General features: G+C 70.3%; 17 protein-coding genes. 8 read left to right on the top strand and 9 right to left on the bottom strand.

What is annotated here, in order from left to right; all coding sequences use genetic code 11:
- Positions 1-432: a (2Fe-2S) ferredoxin domain-containing protein gene (locus ACIBK0_RS41710; protein WP_399092302.1), complete on the top strand. Its 432-nt coding sequence runs from the start codon at positions 1-3 to the stop codon at positions 430-432.
- 31 nt (positions 433-463) lie between these two features.
- On the opposite strand, the gene ACIBK0_RS41705 is transcribed toward ACIBK0_RS41710, so the two are convergent.
- Positions 464-820 (bottom strand): putative quinol monooxygenase, encoded by a 357-nt coding sequence (locus ACIBK0_RS41705; protein WP_399092299.1) that lies wholly within the window; start codon positions 818-820, stop codon positions 464-466.
- A gap of 163 nt (positions 821-983) precedes the next feature.
- Here ACIBK0_RS41705 and ACIBK0_RS41700 point away from each other — a divergent pair, with 163 nt between their 5' ends.
- Positions 984-1,637 (top strand): ATP-dependent Clp protease proteolytic subunit, encoded by a 654-nt coding sequence (locus ACIBK0_RS41700; protein ID WP_399092296.1) that lies wholly within the window; start codon positions 984-986, stop codon positions 1,635-1,637.
- A 1-nt stretch (position 1,638) separates the two neighbouring features.
- A complete protein-coding gene (locus ACIBK0_RS41695) occupies positions 1,639-2,241 on the top strand; it encodes a ClpP family protease (RefSeq protein ID WP_399092293.1) in 603 nt (200 codons plus the stop codon).
- A 41-nt stretch (positions 2,242-2,282) separates the two neighbouring features.
- On the opposite strand, the gene ACIBK0_RS41690 is transcribed toward ACIBK0_RS41695, so the two are convergent.
- Positions 2,283-2,756: a helix-turn-helix domain-containing protein gene (locus tag ACIBK0_RS41690; RefSeq protein ID WP_399092290.1), complete on the bottom strand. Its 474-nt coding sequence runs from the start codon at positions 2,754-2,756 to the stop codon at positions 2,283-2,285.
- Positions 2,757-2,894: 138 nt separating this feature from the next.
- Positions 2,895-4,286, bottom strand: a complete 1,392-nt coding sequence (locus tag ACIBK0_RS41685) for a DUF6777 domain-containing protein (protein ID WP_399092287.1) — start codon at positions 4,284-4,286, stop codon at positions 2,895-2,897.
- 162 nt (positions 4,287-4,448) lie between these two features.
- Between ACIBK0_RS41685 and ACIBK0_RS41680 the strand changes: the two genes are divergently transcribed.
- Positions 4,449-5,756 carry a streptophobe family protein gene (locus ACIBK0_RS41680; protein ID WP_399092284.1) on the top strand — a complete coding sequence of 436 codons (1,308 nt, stop codon included), beginning with the start codon at positions 4,449-4,451 and terminating at the stop codon, positions 5,754-5,756.
- 54 nt (positions 5,757-5,810) lie between these two features.
- On the opposite strand, the gene ACIBK0_RS41675 is transcribed toward ACIBK0_RS41680, so the two are convergent.
- From ACIBK0_RS41675 to ACIBK0_RS41660, 4 genes are all read right to left on the bottom strand, one after another.
- Positions 5,811-6,803 (bottom strand): serine/threonine-protein kinase, encoded by a 993-nt coding sequence (locus tag ACIBK0_RS41675; RefSeq protein ID WP_399092281.1) that lies wholly within the window; start codon positions 6,801-6,803, stop codon positions 5,811-5,813.
- Positions 6,804-6,870: 67 nt separating this feature from the next.
- A complete protein-coding gene (locus tag ACIBK0_RS41670; protein ID WP_399092278.1) occupies positions 6,871-7,491 on the bottom strand; it encodes a hypothetical protein in 621 nt (206 codons plus the stop codon).
- Positions 7,492-7,497: 6 nt separating this feature from the next.
- Entirely contained in the window at positions 7,498-9,840 is a 2,343-nt protein-coding gene (locus tag ACIBK0_RS41665) for an FHA domain-containing protein (RefSeq protein ID WP_399092275.1), read from the bottom strand.
- Positions 9,841-9,950: 110 nt separating this feature from the next.
- Positions 9,951-10,361: a hypothetical protein gene (locus ACIBK0_RS41660; protein ID WP_399092272.1), complete on the bottom strand. Its 411-nt coding sequence runs from the start codon at positions 10,359-10,361 to the stop codon at positions 9,951-9,953.
- A 358-nt stretch (positions 10,362-10,719) separates the two neighbouring features.
- On the opposite strand from ACIBK0_RS41660, the gene ACIBK0_RS41655 reads away from it, so the two are divergent.
- Both ACIBK0_RS41655 and ACIBK0_RS41650 read left to right on the top strand, forming a co-directional pair.
- The gene (locus tag ACIBK0_RS41655; RefSeq protein ID WP_399092269.1) at positions 10,720-11,100 is read left to right on the top strand and encodes a nuclear transport factor 2 family protein; all 381 of its coding nucleotides are present in this window, start codon (positions 10,720-10,722) and stop codon (positions 11,098-11,100) included.
- Positions 11,101-11,180: 80 nt separating this feature from the next.
- The gene (locus tag ACIBK0_RS41650; RefSeq protein WP_399092266.1) at positions 11,181-11,468 is read left to right on the top strand and encodes a DUF1905 domain-containing protein; all 288 of its coding nucleotides are present in this window, start codon (positions 11,181-11,183) and stop codon (positions 11,466-11,468) included.
- A 50-nt stretch (positions 11,469-11,518) separates the two neighbouring features.
- Here ACIBK0_RS41650 and ACIBK0_RS41645 read toward each other — a convergent pair whose 3' ends face one another.
- Complete coding sequence (locus tag ACIBK0_RS41645; protein ID WP_399092263.1) at positions 11,519-12,448, bottom strand: AraC family transcriptional regulator; 930 nt, start codon at positions 12,446-12,448, stop codon at positions 11,519-11,521.
- Between the two features lie 99 nt (positions 12,449-12,547).
- Here ACIBK0_RS41645 and ACIBK0_RS41640 point away from each other — a divergent pair, with 99 nt between their 5' ends.
- Complete coding sequence (locus tag ACIBK0_RS41640) at positions 12,548-13,537, top strand: oxidoreductase (protein WP_399092260.1); 990 nt, start codon at positions 12,548-12,550, stop codon at positions 13,535-13,537.
- A gap of 10 nt (positions 13,538-13,547) precedes the next feature.
- Here ACIBK0_RS41640 and mgrA read toward each other — a convergent pair whose 3' ends face one another.
- Complete coding sequence (mgrA, locus tag ACIBK0_RS41635; protein WP_399092257.1) at positions 13,548-14,537, bottom strand: L-glyceraldehyde 3-phosphate reductase; 990 nt, start codon at positions 14,535-14,537, stop codon at positions 13,548-13,550.
- Between the two features lie 125 nt (positions 14,538-14,662).
- Here mgrA and ACIBK0_RS41630 point away from each other — a divergent pair, with 125 nt between their 5' ends.
- Entirely contained in the window at positions 14,663-15,556 is an 894-nt protein-coding gene (locus ACIBK0_RS41630; RefSeq protein ID WP_399092254.1) for a LysR family transcriptional regulator, read from the top strand.
- The last annotated feature ends 10 nt before the right edge of the window (positions 15,557-15,566 follow it).

Raw genomic sequence — 15,566 nt, 5'->3', positions numbered from 1 at the left:
GTGACCGGTGCCACGCCGCAGAGGTTTCGCACGACCGCGATCGGCGCCGCCGGTTCCCGGCCCTGCACCGTGGTCGTGTGCAGGGGCTGCTGCTGCGGCGATCCGCGCAAGCACCCCGGCACTGACCACGCCTGGCAGTTGGAGCGGCTGCGGGCCGGTGCCGACGCGTCCTGTGGCCGCTTCGTCGTACGGACGACCGACTGTCTCGGCCCGTGCGACCAGGCCAACGTCCTCGTCGTGCAGCCGTCCGGTGCCGGGCGCCGGGCCGGCGGCCGGGCCACCTGGATCGGGTTCGCCATGGACGACGACTGCACGGACGAGGTGCTGCGCTGGGCGGAGGCGGGAGGACCGGGCATCGCCGAACCTCCGGACACCCTGGAGCTGCAGTTCATCAACCCGCCGCGCGAAGCCCGGTCACGCACCCGCCGATGACGGCCCGGGGGCCATGGCCCCGGCGCGCGCTTCAGCTGTCAGTACCGCCGTGATCGGAGAAGTCCGGGAACATGGTCACCTGAGGACGCGCCTTGGCCCATGCGCGGATTTCGGGTCCGACGGTGCCGTAGATCTCCGCGTACGCCAGGTCTGCGAACTGCCCTGCCCGTTCCAGGAGTTCCGCCGCGCGTTCCTGGTGGACGGCGACCGCCTCGTCGTCGGTGTACTCCTCGATGACCAGATAGCTGCCGGCACCGGCGGCGAACCAGCGATAGGTGAGAGTCCCCGGCTCGTCCTTCGCCTGCTCCTGCAGGGCGAGCGTCAACTCCTCGAATTCCGCCGTCTGTTGGTCGTGGGCGTCGAATCGTGCGCGTACGAAGATGCTCATACCTCATTCGAACAGATCGGTGGGGCGACCGGGGTGAGCCATGCCCGTGTGCCCTCTGCCCTCGGCGAATCTGCCGCGGGCAGAGAAAACTGATCCACGGGCACGATCGGGCCGAGAGTGGAGAAGCGCGGCGACGGCAGCCGCGTCACGACAAGGAGGAACGATGACTCCACTCATCACCGGCTGGGAGCCGGCCCGCGCACCGCGGGCCGAGGAGGGCGACACCCCTCCCTCACGCTTCGACGACCATCTGGCCGCGCAGCTGCTCGCGCAGCGGATCGTCTTCTTGGGCACGCAGGTCGACGAGGTGTCCGCCAACCGGGTGTGCGCACAATTGCTCCTGCTGTCGGCGGAGGACGCACGGACCGACATCAGCCTGTACATCAACAGTCCGGGCGGATCGGTGACGGCGGGCCTCGCGATCTACGACACGATGCGGCTGATCCCCAACGACGTCTCGACGCTCGCCATGGGATTCGCGGCGAGCATGGGCCAGTTCCTGCTCAGCGTGGGCACGCACGGGAAGCGTTTCGCGCTGCCGAACGCGCGGATCATGATGCATCAGCCGTCCGCCGGCATCGGTGGCACCACCGCGGACATCGAAATCCAGGCGCAGAACCTGGAGTTCACGAAGAAGGCCATCGAGCGGATCACCGCCGAGCACACCGGTCAGAGCGAGGACACGATCTCCCAGGACGGCGACCGGGACCGTTGGTTCACGGCCGAACAGGCCAAGGAGTACGGCATGGTGGACCGGGTCGTGGAGTCGCTCGACGACGTCCGCCCGGCCGCGTCACGGCGACGGATGGGGCTCTGAGGTGGGTACATACACGATTCCGAACGTCGTCGAGCGGACCCCGCAGGGCGAGCGATCGTACGACGTCTTCAGCCGGCTGCTGTCCGAGCGGATCATCTTTCTCGGCACGGAGATCGACGACGGGGTGGCGAACGTCGTCATCGCGCAACTCCTCCATCTGGAGTCGTCCAGCCCGGAGAGCGAGATCGCGATCTACATCAACTCGCCGGGTGGTTCCTTCACTTCGCTCATGGCGATCTACGACACCATGACGTTCGTCCAGGCGCCGATCTCGACGTTCTGCGTCGGGCAGGCGGCCTCGACCGCCGCGGTGCTGCTGGCCGGGGGCGATCCCGGGCGGCGGTTCGTGCTGGAGCACGCGCGCGTACTGCTCGGTCAGCCGGCGAGCGGCGGACGGCAGGGCACGGTCTCGGACCTGACGCTGCAGGCCAAGGAGATGCTCCGCATCCGCTCCCAGGTCGAGGAGGTCCTGTCCCGGCACACGCACCACGACATCGCCACGCTCCGCGCGGACATGGACCGCGACAAGGTCTTCACCGCGCAGGAGGCCGTGGCGTACGGGCTTGCCGACGACGTGCTGAGCCGACGGCTCGCGGTGCTCTGACCCGCGGGCCGCGCGAGGTGGGCCGGACCACCGCGGGCCGGTCAGGCGGCCAGGCACATGCCGTCGTACCGGGAGGTCGTTGTCGTCGAGGTCGTCGACGTGGTGCGCCCTCGGCCCGCTCCGACCCGGGCGAGCCGGGTGAGCTCGTCCTGGGCCAGCGACAGCAGGTCGGTGAGGCCGAGGCCGAGGGCGCGAGCGGCGGCCGCGAGGACTTCGGAGGAAGCCTCCTTACGGCCGCGCTCCAGCTCGGAGAGGTACGGCATGGAGATCCGGGCCGCGTCGGCCACATCCTTGAGCGTGCGCTCCTGGGCGAGGCGCTCGCGTCGCAGAACGTCGCCCACGAGGTCGCGCCACAGGGGCTCTCTGATCGCGGGCGTCGGTTGCGTCTGCCCGGGCGCGAGGACCGGCCGGGACCGCTGAGGCCCTCGTGCCGGGGCGATGGCAGGGGCCGGACGCGGCGTGGCCGCCGGGCGCAGAGGGATGACGCGGGCTTCGTTCGGCGCTTGGTTGCTCACCCCTTCAGCCTAGAAGCGTTGAGCTGCGCGGGAAGGGATCGACGTTCCGCTCTCGGTGGAATCGGGGTGGGGCGGCGCGGCAGCCGGGCGGTCCCGGGCGAGATCGCGACGCGTCGTCGGCGGTCGTCCTCACTGGGTCTATGACCCCTGAGGGCCCTGAGAATTCGCGGGCGGTTCCGGGGCACTGTTGGGCGCGGAGGAGGGGGCGGACGACGGCTGCGGCGCGGACGTCTGAGCGGGCGAGGATGCCGCCGTCCGACCCGCGGACGCGGAGCCGGACGACGGCGCCGACGTGGACGTCGTCGACGGAGCCTGCGTGGACGGGGACTCGCTGGACGGGGACTCGCTGGACGGGGACTTCGAGGACGGGGACTTCGAGGACGGCTTGCCCGACGAGGAGCTCGACGAAGGCTCTGCGGACTCGGACGAAAAGTACTTCGAGGTCGAAGGCGAGGGGGACTTCGAGGACGGCTTGGTCGAAGAGGAGCTCGATGACGGTGAGGTCGGGGAGGGCGAACTCGGCGTCGGGGACGAAAGGCTCACCGAGGGGAAGGGCTGACGCGTCGGCGGACGCGTCTTGTGATCGTGGTGGACGTTGTCGCCCCTGCGCCGGGCGATCCACTCGTCGTTGTGGGGGTCGAAGATGACGAACACGTTGATGACCGTGGCCGAGGGCGCGACGACCACGACGTTCTGCGGCCGGTACGACGGCCACGAGTCGCCGGTCGGCTTGGGCGTGGTCTTCTGCTGGACCGGCTCCGACACGGGGTTGCCGCATGCGCACCGAACGCGGGGCACGCCTCGGGAGTCGACGAGCACGGCGGTACCCGCCTGAAAGACCGCCTGGTAGCTGGTGGAGGCGCCGTTGCGGTAGCCGTGATTGGTGACGCGGGTGTCCACGCGCAGCTGTACGGGGGTGAGCGAGCGCAGATACGCCGGGACCCCGGACGGCTGGATGCCCTGCGCCGAGGCGAACGCCCGGTTCTTCGACGGGTTCGCCTGCAAGAAGCTGATCTGCTTCTCCACGTTGCAACTGGAGACGTTGCGGGTACCGCCGTAGAGGCCGGGCGCGGAACCGTCCACGCCGCGCGTCACATTGGCGGCTGCCGATGCGGTCGACACCGAGGGGGTTTCGGGTGCCGCGGAAGTGTCGTTCGCCGTCGACTCCGTATAGGGGTCCGGGCCGGACGTCCCCGCGGCCTGGAGGAAGACCTCACCGGCGGCGTTCTTCCCGCCGCCGGAGTTGGTGTTGCTGAAGACGAGGCCCAGGATCACCGCAGCCGCCACGGCGCCGGATATCAGCGCGACGCGGGGCGCCGATTTCCACCAGTGCTGCTCCGGCCCCTTGCCCTGCTCGCCCGGGCCGCCGCCGCCCCCACCACCGCCGCCCCCGCCGCTCGGCGGTTCCGTGGGTGCCCGGCCCCCCGACTGGGTCGGGGTAGGTTCGGACGGGCTCGGCTGCGACGGACCCGACAGCGGGCCCGAAGGCGGTCCGGTGGGCCGGCCTGAGGGCGGCGGTTCGACGCTCACGAGCTCTTCTTCCCGGCGTAGGGATCCTGCGGCACTTAACACATTTCATGCCGCTTTTTCCATAACGAACCCATTGTGTGCTCCGATCCGGTACTGCCCGCAAGCTGACGCGGTCGGACCTCCCGAGGGGCGGACCGCGTCGGCGGTGCTTAGCGTGGCAGCGTGAGCCCCCACACACCGTCCGACCAGGCAGTTGCCCGCAACGGTGAGCGGACGGCCGCCCGCCACGGCTGGGGCCGGGCCGTCGTGGCCGTGCTGGCTGGGCTGATCGTCATGGGGGTGGTCGCCGCACTCGGATTGTGGGCGGCGGGTGCCACGGACCTTCCCGACAACGCGTACCCGCGGGTCGTCGCGGCCACCGTCGTCACGGCGGTCGGCGGCACTGTCGAGTTCGCGGGTGACGCCGGAGTCATCGCCGAGACCCAGGCGGGCCTGACGGTGATTCCGCTCTCGGTCACGCTGGCCGGAGCCCTGGTGATCACGGCCGGTTTCCTGCGGCCGCTGCGGCACCGGGCTGTCGCCGGCGCCGCGGAACTGGCCGGGTGGGCCGCGCGGTTCGCCGTCCTGTGGGTGCTGGCCCTGGTCGGACTCGCGCTGTTCGCCCGCCAGAACTTCAAGGTCTCTCTGGGGAAGGGGACCATTTCCGACATCGGCGAACTGTTCGGTGCCACGCCCAAGGTGGGTTTCACGACCGACGTGCCGTCGACCCTCGGCTTCGGGGTGCTGTGGCTGGCGGGTGTGCTCGTCCTCGCCCTGCTGGTCTCGCCCGGGGCGCCGCTTCCCGCGCGGCTGCTGCGGTTCCAGGAGTCGGTACGACCGGCCGCCTTCGCCATGGTCGCGCTGCTGCTCACGTACGTCGCGCTGGGCGTGGTCATCGGGCTGGTGATGGCGGCGACCCGCGGGCACGCCTCCGCGACGTTCGCCCTGATCCTCCTCGGGCTCCCGAACCTCGTCTGGCTCAGCCTCACGATCGGGTTGGGCGCCACCTGGAACGGTCGGGTCGACGGGCCGTTCGGGCTGCCGATACCGCATCTGCTCGACCAGGTGCTGCGCACCCCGGACGTCTCCACGCTCAACCTCCACACCCTCGCCGAGCACGACGCCGGAGTGTGGTGGCTGGTGGTTGTCGACGCGGTACTGCTCCTCGCCGCCGCATTCCTGATGGCGGCCCGCTCACCGGCTCGGATGCGGGCCTGGCAGCACGCCGTGCACATGGCGGTCGCGCTTGTGCTCACGGTGCTGATGATCTGTCTCGTCGTCCGGATCTCGGCCCACTACGGCCTGTCGATCGTCGGCATCGGCGATATCGGCGGCGGCCTGCAGGGCGAACTCTTCCTGAAACCGCAGGTGGGGACCGCGCTCGGGTTCGCCGCGTCGTGGGGGCTGGTCACCGGGTTCCTCGGCGGCCTGCTGGCCAAGCGCGTCCGCCGGAAGGGCGAGGTGAGGGCAGTTGCCCCCGACGGGAGTTGACGACGCGACCGGCCGAGTGAGTGCTGACACGCACCCGCACTTCCCCGGGGTCGCTCAGTGCGGGAAGACCGGCAGAGCCCAGCTCGGCGGTTCAGGTGGCGGACCGAAATGCCCGGCTGCGGCCTCCGCCCGAGCCGGTTTCCTGCCCGCGCCCGAGGCGCCTCGCGCCGCCGCCCGCAGCGCGGCCATGAAGGCGAGGCACGAGTCGTACCGGTCCTCGGGACTCTTCGCGAGCGCCTTCGCGAGTACGGCGTCGACGTCGGTGGCGATGTCGGGGCGCCGCACGGTCAGGGCCGGCGGCTGGTCGTACTGATGGGCCCACAGCAGCGACATGTCGTCCTCGCGCTGGAAGGGCGGATTGCCGGCCATCGTCTCGTAGACGACACAGGCGAGGCTGTAGACGTCGCACCGGCCGTCCACCGGCTTCCCCGAGATCTGCTCCGGTGCGACGTAGTCGAGCGTGCCGACGAACTCGCCGACGTTCGTGAACCCGGTCAGCGACAGCGACTTCTTCGTCAGGCCGAAGTCCGTGAGGTAGACGTGCTCGGGATGGTCACTGTCGGTGCCCTGCGCGACGAGGATGTTGCCGGGTTTCACGTCCCGGTGCACCAGGCCGTGATCATGGGCCGCGTCCAGCGCCGAGGCGACCTGTACGCCGATCCGGGCGGCCACCGCGACCGGTAGCGGCCCCGCGCTGTCGAGCAGTTGGCGCAGGTCGCGCCCGACGACGAACCGCATGGCGATGTACAGAACACCGTCCGCCTCGCCCGCCTCGAAGACGGGCACGATGTTCGGGTGCTCGATCGCGGCGGCCACCCGCGACTCATGGGTGAAGCGGCCGCGGAAGGTGTCGTTGCGGGCGAGCCCCGGCGCGAGCAGCTTGAGAGCGACGGTGCGGTCCAGACGCAGGTCCGTGGCACGGTAGACCACGGCCATCCCGCCTCGGCCGATCTCCTCCTGGATCCGGTAGCCCGCGACGGTCCGTCCGATCAGATCGGACGGATTCCCCGAGAACAGACTGGTGTCGTGCCGGGAGCCCTCCATCATTGGTCACCCCCATCGTGTCGCGCCCTGCCCATCAGCCGTCCGCCCCGGTCGACCCGAGTGCCGTCCATCAGCCGTCACCCTGGTCGTCCCCGTCGTACGTCACGAGGCGGGTGGGTTCGTGGGCATCGGAAGACGGTTCCTGTACGCCTCTGGCCTGCCCCTGCGCCTTGGGCGCCTCCCCGGTCCGCTTCGGTCTCGCCGGTGCCGGGTCCCCCTCGGTCGCGAAGGTGCTCAGCCGGGTCCCGTCGCAGTACACCCACCGCTCGTGCTCGCCGTCGTACAGCCAGAGGGACTCACCGTCGACGACCACCCCGATCCGCTGTCCCTGGGTCCGGTCGCGGAAGGACTCCCCGTCGAGCTGCCCGGCCGCGAGTTCCTCGGCGGCGCTGCGGTAGCTCGTGAGCGCCTCCTCGACCCGGGCGAGCAGCGGGCGGGGGTCCGCTGTGCGGGCGAGCGGGCTGCCCGCGGCGGGCGGGGCCTGCGGTACGGCGATCAGGAGGCGGCCGTCGACCCATGCCGACCAGCCGTTGGCGCACATGATCCGGCCCCAGTCCCCGAACCGGTCGACGAGCTGGACCGGCAGCAGCGCGTCGAGCGGAACGGTGGGCCGGGACGGGTCGGGGGTCTCCCAGGCGGGCAGGCCGTCCTTGGGGACGACATGTGTGGGGCGGAAGTCGGAGGTCGTCATCGGCGCCTACTTCCGCATGACCGCGGGCTCGTACCGCCGCAGCAGTCGGATCACGGCGTATCCGAAGACCACGGACAGCACGACCATCATCGACACGTTGAGCAACCAGACACCGGCCGAGTGCCGGAACAGTGCATAGGAGGTCAGGTCCCCGGGGACGATCCGGGCCAGGTCGATGGTCCCGGCCATCGCGCCCAGGGCCCACCGCGAGGGCACCAGCCACGACAGCTGCTCGATGCCGGGCACGCTGTTCACGTTCAAGAGCGCGCCGCAGAAGACCACCTGGACGATGGCCAGCAGCACCAGCAGCGGCATGGTGACCTCCTCCTTGGGCACCAGGGCGGAGACGAGGAGGCCGAGCATCATCGCGGTGAAGGCGAGCAGGGCCACGGCCACCGACATCTCCACGAGCGGCGGCATGAGGACCCCTTCCCCGCGGGGTGCGTTGAGGTCGACGCCGAACAGGGCAACCAGGGTGAGGACGATCGCCTGCAGCACGCTGACGGCGCCCAGGACCACGACCTTGGACATCAGGTACGCCGATCTGGACAGGCCGACCGCGCGCTCGCGCTGGTAGATCACCCGCTCCTTGACCAGTTCGCGTACGGCGTTGGCCGCACCCGTCAGGACTCCGCCGACGCAGAGGATGAGCAGCGCGTTCATCGCCGTCCCCTGGGTCAGCTCGCTGCCGGCCAGCGCCCGGGCCATCGCGCCCATCACGAACGGGAGCGCGATCATGACGGCGAGGAAGGTCCGGTCGGCGCCGAGCGTGGCCGCGTAGCGGCGGACCAGAGTGCCGAGCTGGGATCCCCAGCTCTGGGCCTTGGGTGGCGCTGCGACCGTCGCGCCACGGGCGGCCCGTGGCAGATGCGGCTGCGCGCTGGAGTTGTCGATGTACTCGTCGTGGAACGGCGACTCCTGGTACTCCGCCGCCCAGTCCCGGCCCTGGTCCCGCTCGAAGGCCTCGAACGCCTCGGGCCACTGCCGGTAACCGAAGAAGGCGAGGGCGTCGTCGGGCGGGCCATAGTAGGCGACCGTGCCTCCGGGCGCGAGCACGAGGAGCCGGTCGCAGACGTCGAGGCTGAGCACGCTGTGGGTGACCACGATGACCGTGTGGCCGTCGTCGGCGAGGTTGCGCAGCATGTGCATCACCGAGCGGTCCATGCCGGGGTCCAGACCCGAGGTCGGCTCGTCGAGGAACAGCAGCGACGGCTTGGTCAGCAGTTCCAGAGCCACGCTGACCCGCTTGCGCTGACCGCCGGACAGGCTGTGGATGGGCTGGGCGACACGCTGTTCCAGGCCCAGCTCGCCGATCACCTCGTCGACCCGCGCGTGGCGCTCCGCCTTCGCGGTGTCCTGCGGGAAGCGCAGTTCGGCGGCGTACCCGAGGGCCCGCCGTACGGTGAGCTGTGTGTGCAGGATGTCGTCCTGCGGGACCAGGCCGATGCGCTGGCGCAGTTCGGCGTAGTCGCGGTAGAGGTCGCGGCCGTCGTACAGGACGGTGCCACGGTCGGCGGGGCGCTGCCCGGTCAGGGCATTGAGGAGCGTGGACTTTCCGGCGCCGCTCGGACCCACGACGGCGAGCAGGCATTTCTCGCCGACGGGAAAGGACACCTGGTCGAGGAGCTTCTTGCGGCCCCCGTCGACCTCGACGGTGAGGTCCTGGACATCCAGGGAGACCTCACCCGTGTCGACGTACTCCTGCAACTGTTCGCCGACGAGGCAGAACGCGGAGTGGCCGATGCCGACGATGTCACCCGGCGTGACCGGAGCGCACGCGACGGGCCGGCCATTGAGAAACGTGCCGTTGTGGCTGCCGAGGTCGACGATCTCGTACGTCCCGTCCGGGCGGGTGTGCAGCTCCGCGTGCTGTCGGGAGACCACCAGTTCGTCGACGACCAGGTCGTTGTCGTCGCCGCGCCCGATGCGGACGAGGCGCGCCGGCAGCGGCCGTACGGCGGAAGGCTGCCGGAAGGTGCCGGTGGCGGCCGGTATGGAGACGGCGGAGAGACGCTCCGTGGCGGGCGGCGGCCGCCCGAGGAGGACGGCTTGCGGGCCGTCGGAGGGGTCGGCGAACCGGATGACGCTGCCCGGTCCTACGCACCACTCGTGGACGCGCCGGCCGTCGGCGTACGTGCCGTTCTTGCTCTTCTCGTCCTCGAGCGTCCAGTGATCGGCCTCGGGCCGCAGCACGGCGTGGTGCCACGAGACCCGGACGTCGTCGAGGACCACGTCGCTCAAGGGATCCCGTCCGACGTGATACTCGCGGCTCGGGCTCATCACCGTGGAGCCCGTCTCGGTCTCGATGACGAGTTCGGGCGCAGTCGAGGCGACCGGCCGCTCTCGCATGCCAGAATTCTAACTATTTGTCCACATGTGCGCCTGATCACTGCGCCGGATGGGGTAGGCCCGCCGAGCCGTTGGTCCGGGGTGTGACGCCTCCGGGGCGACGGTCGATGTCAGGCGGCGGAGATGCCCAGTACGGCGGCGGTCCGCTGCATGCGCAGCGCGTCCACGGATTCGGCGAGCAATTCGTATTCGGTGGTGTCGTCGCTGGTGGCGATCCGAACGAGCTTTCCAGCGGCCAATTCCTCCGCCACCAGTTCCTGCTGGACCGAATCCCCGCACCACGCGCGCAGCATGCTCGGCACGTCCGGGACGGTGTCCGCCACCGGCGCGATCGAGTTCGGCGGAAAGGCCGGGTCTTCGGGCTGCGGATCGAGCCGATCGGCCATCCACGCGGCACGGTCCCGCATCCACCACAGCGCCAGCGCAAGGGTCGGCGCGCGATATGTCCCCAGGGGTACACCGACGCGCTGACCACCGCATATTCCATACCCGGTGACATGACACAGGAATTCGTCGTGCACGATCGCTCCCCCATCGGCGTCGCTCGCTGCCGGTCCGGCCTCGCTTTCCCCGCGGCTCTTTCGCTGTGCACGATGTTGCTGTCAGGGCGTGGCTGAATTGCCCTAGGAATTCAGTATCGCCACTCCTGACACTCTGTCACCATGCCATTCCAGCCAGTCTCTTGGCATATGCGCAGCTTGGTTTGGCCGAATCGGACCGGGCAGCTCCGATGCCCCGCGCCCGGGCCATTACCCGTGGGGTAATCGACGCCCCCGACGGCGCCCGGCATGGTGGTCGTACCGGATCCCAGCGGGGCACGACACGCCGGGATTCGACCCTCTGACCAGCAGGTACGACCTCGATGGAGGCTGATTCACCATGTCCGCGAACAACGACCGTTACGAGACCGCCGTCGCCCGCTACTTCGAGGCCTGGAACGCGGGCGAGCAGGACGCGCTGGCGAAGGCGGTCGCCGCTGCCTGGACCGCGGACGGCACCTACACCGACCCGCTGGCCGACGTCCACGGGCACCAGCAGATCGCGGCCGTGATCGCGGCGGCGCACGAGCAGTTCCCGGGGTTCGCGTTCCGCCCGCTGGGCGCGGTCGACGGTCACCACGACATCGCCCGCTTCGGCTGGGAGCTGGTCAACGAGGCGGACGGCTCGGCGCCCGTCGCCGGGTTCGACGTGATCACGCTGGACGGCGAGGGTCGCATCCGGAGTGTGCACGGGTTCCTGGACCGCGTTCCGACGACCTAGACCGGGGCGACGGTCCGCGATGAGTTTTCCCGGTCCGGATGGTCTCTTGAACAGGAACACCACCGGACCGGGAGGATCGAATGAGCACAGTGAGCAAGGTGAACGCGGAGTTCACCGCGGTACTGCGGAAGAGCCCCGAGAAGGGTGGCTGGACCTATGTCGTCTGGCCGGAGTCCGTCGCGTTCTTCAAAACCCGCGGACTGGTCAAGGTCAGCGGCACGATCGACGGCCGACCCTTCCGCAGTTCGTTCATGGCCCTCGGAGACTGCACCCACAAGCTGCCGGTCAAGGCCGACGTACGCAAGGCGATCGGGAAGGAGGAGGGAGACACGGTGACCGTCCGTCTGGAGGAGCGCCTCGACGCGTAGCACCGTCACGGGGCCCGCTCGGCTCATGGCCGCCGCCCCAAGGGGGCCACTCAGCTCGTGGCCGCGGCCCGCACCGCGTCCCGATAGCGCCTCGGCGCGACACCGGTCGTGCGCTTGAAGGCATTGCTGAACGCGCTCTCGGACGTGTAACCGACCTTCTGGGCCAGGGCCGACACGGATGTCTCCCCGTCCCGCAGGGCGCGCCGGGCCAGGCTCATGCGCCAGTCGAGCAGATAGGTCAGCGGCGGCACACCGGCCACGGCGCGAAACCGCTGGGCGAAGGTGGTGCGGGACATGGCCGCCGCCCTGGCAAGTTCCTCCAGCTGCCAGGGACGGCCCGGCTCGGCATGCATGAGACGCAGGGCCGGGGCAATGCGGTCGTCGGCGAGGGCCCGCAGCCGGCCGGCCGGGAGCGCCTCGGCGTCCGCCAGGTAGGCGCGCAGGACCTGGACGAACATGAGCTGAGCGAGCTGGTCCGCCGCGAAGTCGGCACCGGCCCGCCCTGCCGTCAGCTCGCGCAGCAGCTGGTCGAGCAGCCAGCGCAGCACGGGCGCCTCCGCCGCGGCCGCGCGGACGTGCATCAGCGGCGGCAGCGCGTGCAGCAGCAACTCCTCGCCCGAGCGCCCCAGTTCGACATGGCCGCCGACGGAGACGACCTCCTCGCCCTCGCCGAGGTGGACCATGGGCTCCGGCGCGTCCGCGAAGAGCCTCGAGGCGTCCACCGGCTCCAGCGCGGGATCACTGGAGACCACGAAGGGGCGGCTGCCGTCGAAGACCGCCGCATCGCCGGGCTCCAGCAGCACGGCCTCCGGCATACCGTCGAGCGCCACCCAGAAACTGCCCTTGACGACGGCGGTGATCTTGAGCCGGTCCGGCCGGGGGAACCGCAGCGCCCACTGCCCCCCGGCGGTGAACCCACCGGAGATCACACAGCGTGCGTCGGTGAGCGCGAGGGTGTCGGACAGCGGGTCGACTGGCATATCCGTACTATCGCGCAAGTAATGCGGACTCACAAGCATTCATCGTACGGATTGCCGGTTCTATGGTGGCGGCAAGGCACACATGAGGAGATTCGAGCCATGACCACCGCCCAACAGCCCCTCCACTCCGGTTTCGGCGCCGCCTCCACCGCCGAGGACGTCATCAAGGGCATCGACCTGACCGGCAAGGTCGCCATCGTCACCGGCGGATACTCCGGCATCGGTCTGGAGACCGCCCGCGTGCTGCGTTCCGCGGGCGCCGAGGTCGTCGTACCGGCGCGCGACATCGAGAAGGCCCGGGCCGCGCTCGAAGGCATCGACGGCATCGAGATCGAGACCCTGGATCTGCTGGATCCCGCCTCGATCGACGCCTTCGCCGAGCGCTTCCTCGCCTCCGGCCGGCCGCTGCACATCCTGATCAACAGCGCGGGCGTCATGGCGACCCCGTTGACGCGCGACGCACGCGGATACGAGGTGCAGTTCGCCACCAACCACCTCGGCCACTTCCAGCTGGCCGCACGCCTGTGGCCCGCGCTGCGCCGGGCACACGGGGCCCGGGTCGTCGCCGTGTCCTCGTGGGGGCACCGGTTCTCGCCCGTCCTGTTCGACGATCCGCACTTCGAGCACCACGCGTACGACCGCTGGGTCGCCTACGGTCAGTCGAAGACGGCCAACATCCTCTTCGCCCTCGCGCTCGACGAGCGCGGCAGAGCGGACGGCATCCGCGCCTTCTCCCTGCATCCGGGCAGCATCGTCGACACCGGCCTGAAGAGGTACCTCGCGGAGGAGGACCTGAAGGCCGTCGGTGTCCTCGACGACGACGGCGAGCCGATCCTGGACCCGGACCGGCAGCTCAAGAACGTCGAGCAGGGGGCGGCCACCAGCGTGTGGTGCGCCACCAGCCCCCTGCTCGACGGAATGGGCGGTCTCTACTGCGAGAACAGCGACGTCGCGCCCCCGATGCCGCCGGCGGAGGGACGCGACTGGACCCTCATGAACAGGTCGTGGAAGGCCGGGGTGCTGCCCTACGCCATCGACCCCGAGGCGGCCGACCGGCTGTGGGAGCTCAGCGAGCGCCTCACCGCCTGACCCGTGGGCGTCACGGCTTGATGATCGCGTCGATCCGGGCGAGCTCGTCCGGATCGAACTCCAGGTTACCGACGGCCGTGACGCTGTCCTCCAACTGCCGCGGGCTGCTCGCGCCGATCAGCGCGGAGGTCACCCGGCCGCCGCGCAGCACCCAGGCCAGCGCCAGCTGCGCCAGGGACTGCCCACGCGACTTGGCGATCTCGTCGAGGGCACGCAGCTGTCGCACGAGATCCTCGGTGACCGTGTCGGCGCTGAGGAACGGGCTGTCGCTCGCCGCACGCGAACCCTCCGGGATGCCGTCGAGGTAGCGGCCGGTCAAGAGTCCCTGCTCCAGCGGCGAGTAGGCGATGGAGCCCACCTGAAGCTCGTCCAGGACGTCGAGGAGCCCTTCCTCGGGACGGCGGTCGAGCATCGAGTAGCGCGGCTGGTGGATGAGCAGCGGGGTGCCCAGTTCGCCCAGGATGCGGGCGGCTTCGCGGGTCTCCTCCGGCGAGTAGTTGGAGACGCCGACGTACAGCGCCTTGCCCTGCTGTACCGCCGAGTGCAGGGCGCCCATCGTCTCTTCGAAGGGAGTCTGCGGGTCGGGGCGGTGCGAGTAGAACACGTCCACGTAGTCCAGGCCCATCCGGGCCAGGCTCTGGTCGAGCGAGGACAGCAGGTACTTGCGCGAGCCCCATTCGCCGTACGGGCCCGGCCACATCAGGTAGCCCGCCTTGGTGGAGATGACCAGCTCGTCGCGGTAGGGCGCGAAGTCGGCCTTCAGGGCGTCGCCGAGGGCCGACTCGGCGGCGCCGGGCGGCGGCCCGTAGTTGTTCGCGAGGTCGAAGTGCGTCACGCCGAGGTCGAAGGCGCGGCGCAGGATCGCGCGCTGGGTCTCCGCCGGCCGGTCGGGGCCGAAGTTGTGCCACAGGCCGAGCGACAGCGCGGGGAGCTTCAGACCGCTGCGTCCGGCGCGCCGGTAGGGCATGTCCGCGTAACGGTCGGGGTGTGCGGTGTACAACGCGTACTCCTGAGGGCCGGGAAAACAGGACTCCACTCTCGCGCGCGCCCGAGCAGCGGTCCAACGGGAGAATCGGATGGGATTCAGCGATGACGCTTCTCAATCAGCGACTACGCTTGCCCCTCATGGAACTGCGCCACCTTCAGCACTTCGTCGCGGTCGCCGAGGACCAGCACTTCACCCGGGCGGCAGAGCGGCTCATGGTGTCGCAGTCCGGCCTGTCGTCGTCGATCCGCGCACTGGAGCGGGAGCTGCAGGCACCACTGTTCGTCCGCACCACCCGTCGCGTCACCCTCACGGAGGCCGGTCGCGCGCTGCTGGCCGAGGCGGAGCGGATCCTCGCCCAGGTCCGCTCGGCGCACGACGCGGTGGCCGCCGTGCAGGGCGTGCTGCGCGGCACGCTCTCCCTGGGCACCGAACAGTGCATCGCCGGAGTGCATGTGGCGAGGCTGCTGGCCGCGTTCCGGCGGCGCCATCCCGATGTCGAGATCCGGCTGCGGCAGGCGGGGTCCGGAGCGCTGGCCGAGGAGGTCGCCGCGGGCCGTCTCGACCTGGCCTTCGCCGTCAAGACGCAGGCCGACACCGACCAGCTGCGTTCGGTCCCGCTGACCCGCGAGTCGATGACCGTGCTCTGCCATCCCACGCACCACCTGGCGACCGCCGCCGTGCTCACGCCCCAGGAGCTGGGCGACGAGGCCTTCGTCGACTTCCACCCCGACTGGGGGCCGCGCCGCACCACGGACGCCGCCTTCGCGGCAGCGGGCGTGCACCGGACCGTGACCCTTGAGGTCAATGACGTGCACAGCCTTCTGGAGCTCGTCCACGAGGGCCTCGGGATCGCCGTCGTACCGCGGCACTTCGGCCTCAAGCGCGAGGCCGGCGATCTCACCGCCCTCCCCCTCAAGGCCGCCTCCGACACGTCGTACGAGACCGTCGCCATGCTGCCGCCGCCGGCGGCCACCAGTCCGGCGGCGCGGGCGCTGATGGGTCTTCTCGACACCTCGCAAGAGGGGGGCTGACACCACCCCC

The sequence above is a fragment of the Streptomyces sp. NPDC050564 genome (genome assembly GCF_044457265.1).
Classification (GTDB): Bacteria; Actinomycetota; Actinomycetes; order Streptomycetales; family Streptomycetaceae; genus Streptomyces.
The sequence above is the reverse complement of the archived record's forward strand: the minus strand, read 5'-3'. Positions and strand labels throughout refer to the sequence as shown.

Excerpts from the sequence above, each read along its gene's own strand:
- ACIBK0_RS41705 (WP_399092299.1), bottom strand. The coding sequence starts at position 820 with ATGAGCATCTTCGTACGCGCACGATTCGACGCCCACGACCAACAGACG.
- ACIBK0_RS41700 (WP_399092296.1), top strand. The coding sequence starts at position 984 with ATGACTCCACTCATCACCGGCTGGGAGCCGGCCCGCGCACCGCGGGCC.
- ACIBK0_RS41675 (WP_399092281.1), bottom strand. The coding sequence starts at position 6,803 with ATGATGGAGGGCTCCCGGCACGACACCAGTCTGTTCTCGGGGAATCCG.
- ACIBK0_RS41670 (WP_399092278.1), bottom strand. The coding sequence starts at position 7,491 with ATGACGACCTCCGACTTCCGCCCCACACATGTCGTCCCCAAGGACGGC.
- ACIBK0_RS41665 (WP_399092275.1), bottom strand. The coding sequence starts at position 9,840 with ATGCGAGAGCGGCCGGTCGCCTCGACTGCGCCCGAACTCGTCATCGAG.
- ACIBK0_RS41655 (WP_399092269.1), top strand. The coding sequence starts at position 10,720 with ATGTCCGCGAACAACGACCGTTACGAGACCGCCGTCGCCCGCTACTTC.
- ACIBK0_RS41650 (WP_399092266.1), top strand. The coding sequence starts at position 11,181 with ATGAGCACAGTGAGCAAGGTGAACGCGGAGTTCACCGCGGTACTGCGG.
- ACIBK0_RS41645 (WP_399092263.1), bottom strand. The coding sequence starts at position 12,448 with ATGCCAGTCGACCCGCTGTCCGACACCCTCGCGCTCACCGACGCACGC.
- ACIBK0_RS41640 (WP_399092260.1), top strand. The coding sequence starts at position 12,548 with ATGACCACCGCCCAACAGCCCCTCCACTCCGGTTTCGGCGCCGCCTCC.
- ACIBK0_RS41630 (WP_399092254.1), top strand. The coding sequence starts at position 14,663 with ATGGAACTGCGCCACCTTCAGCACTTCGTCGCGGTCGCCGAGGACCAG.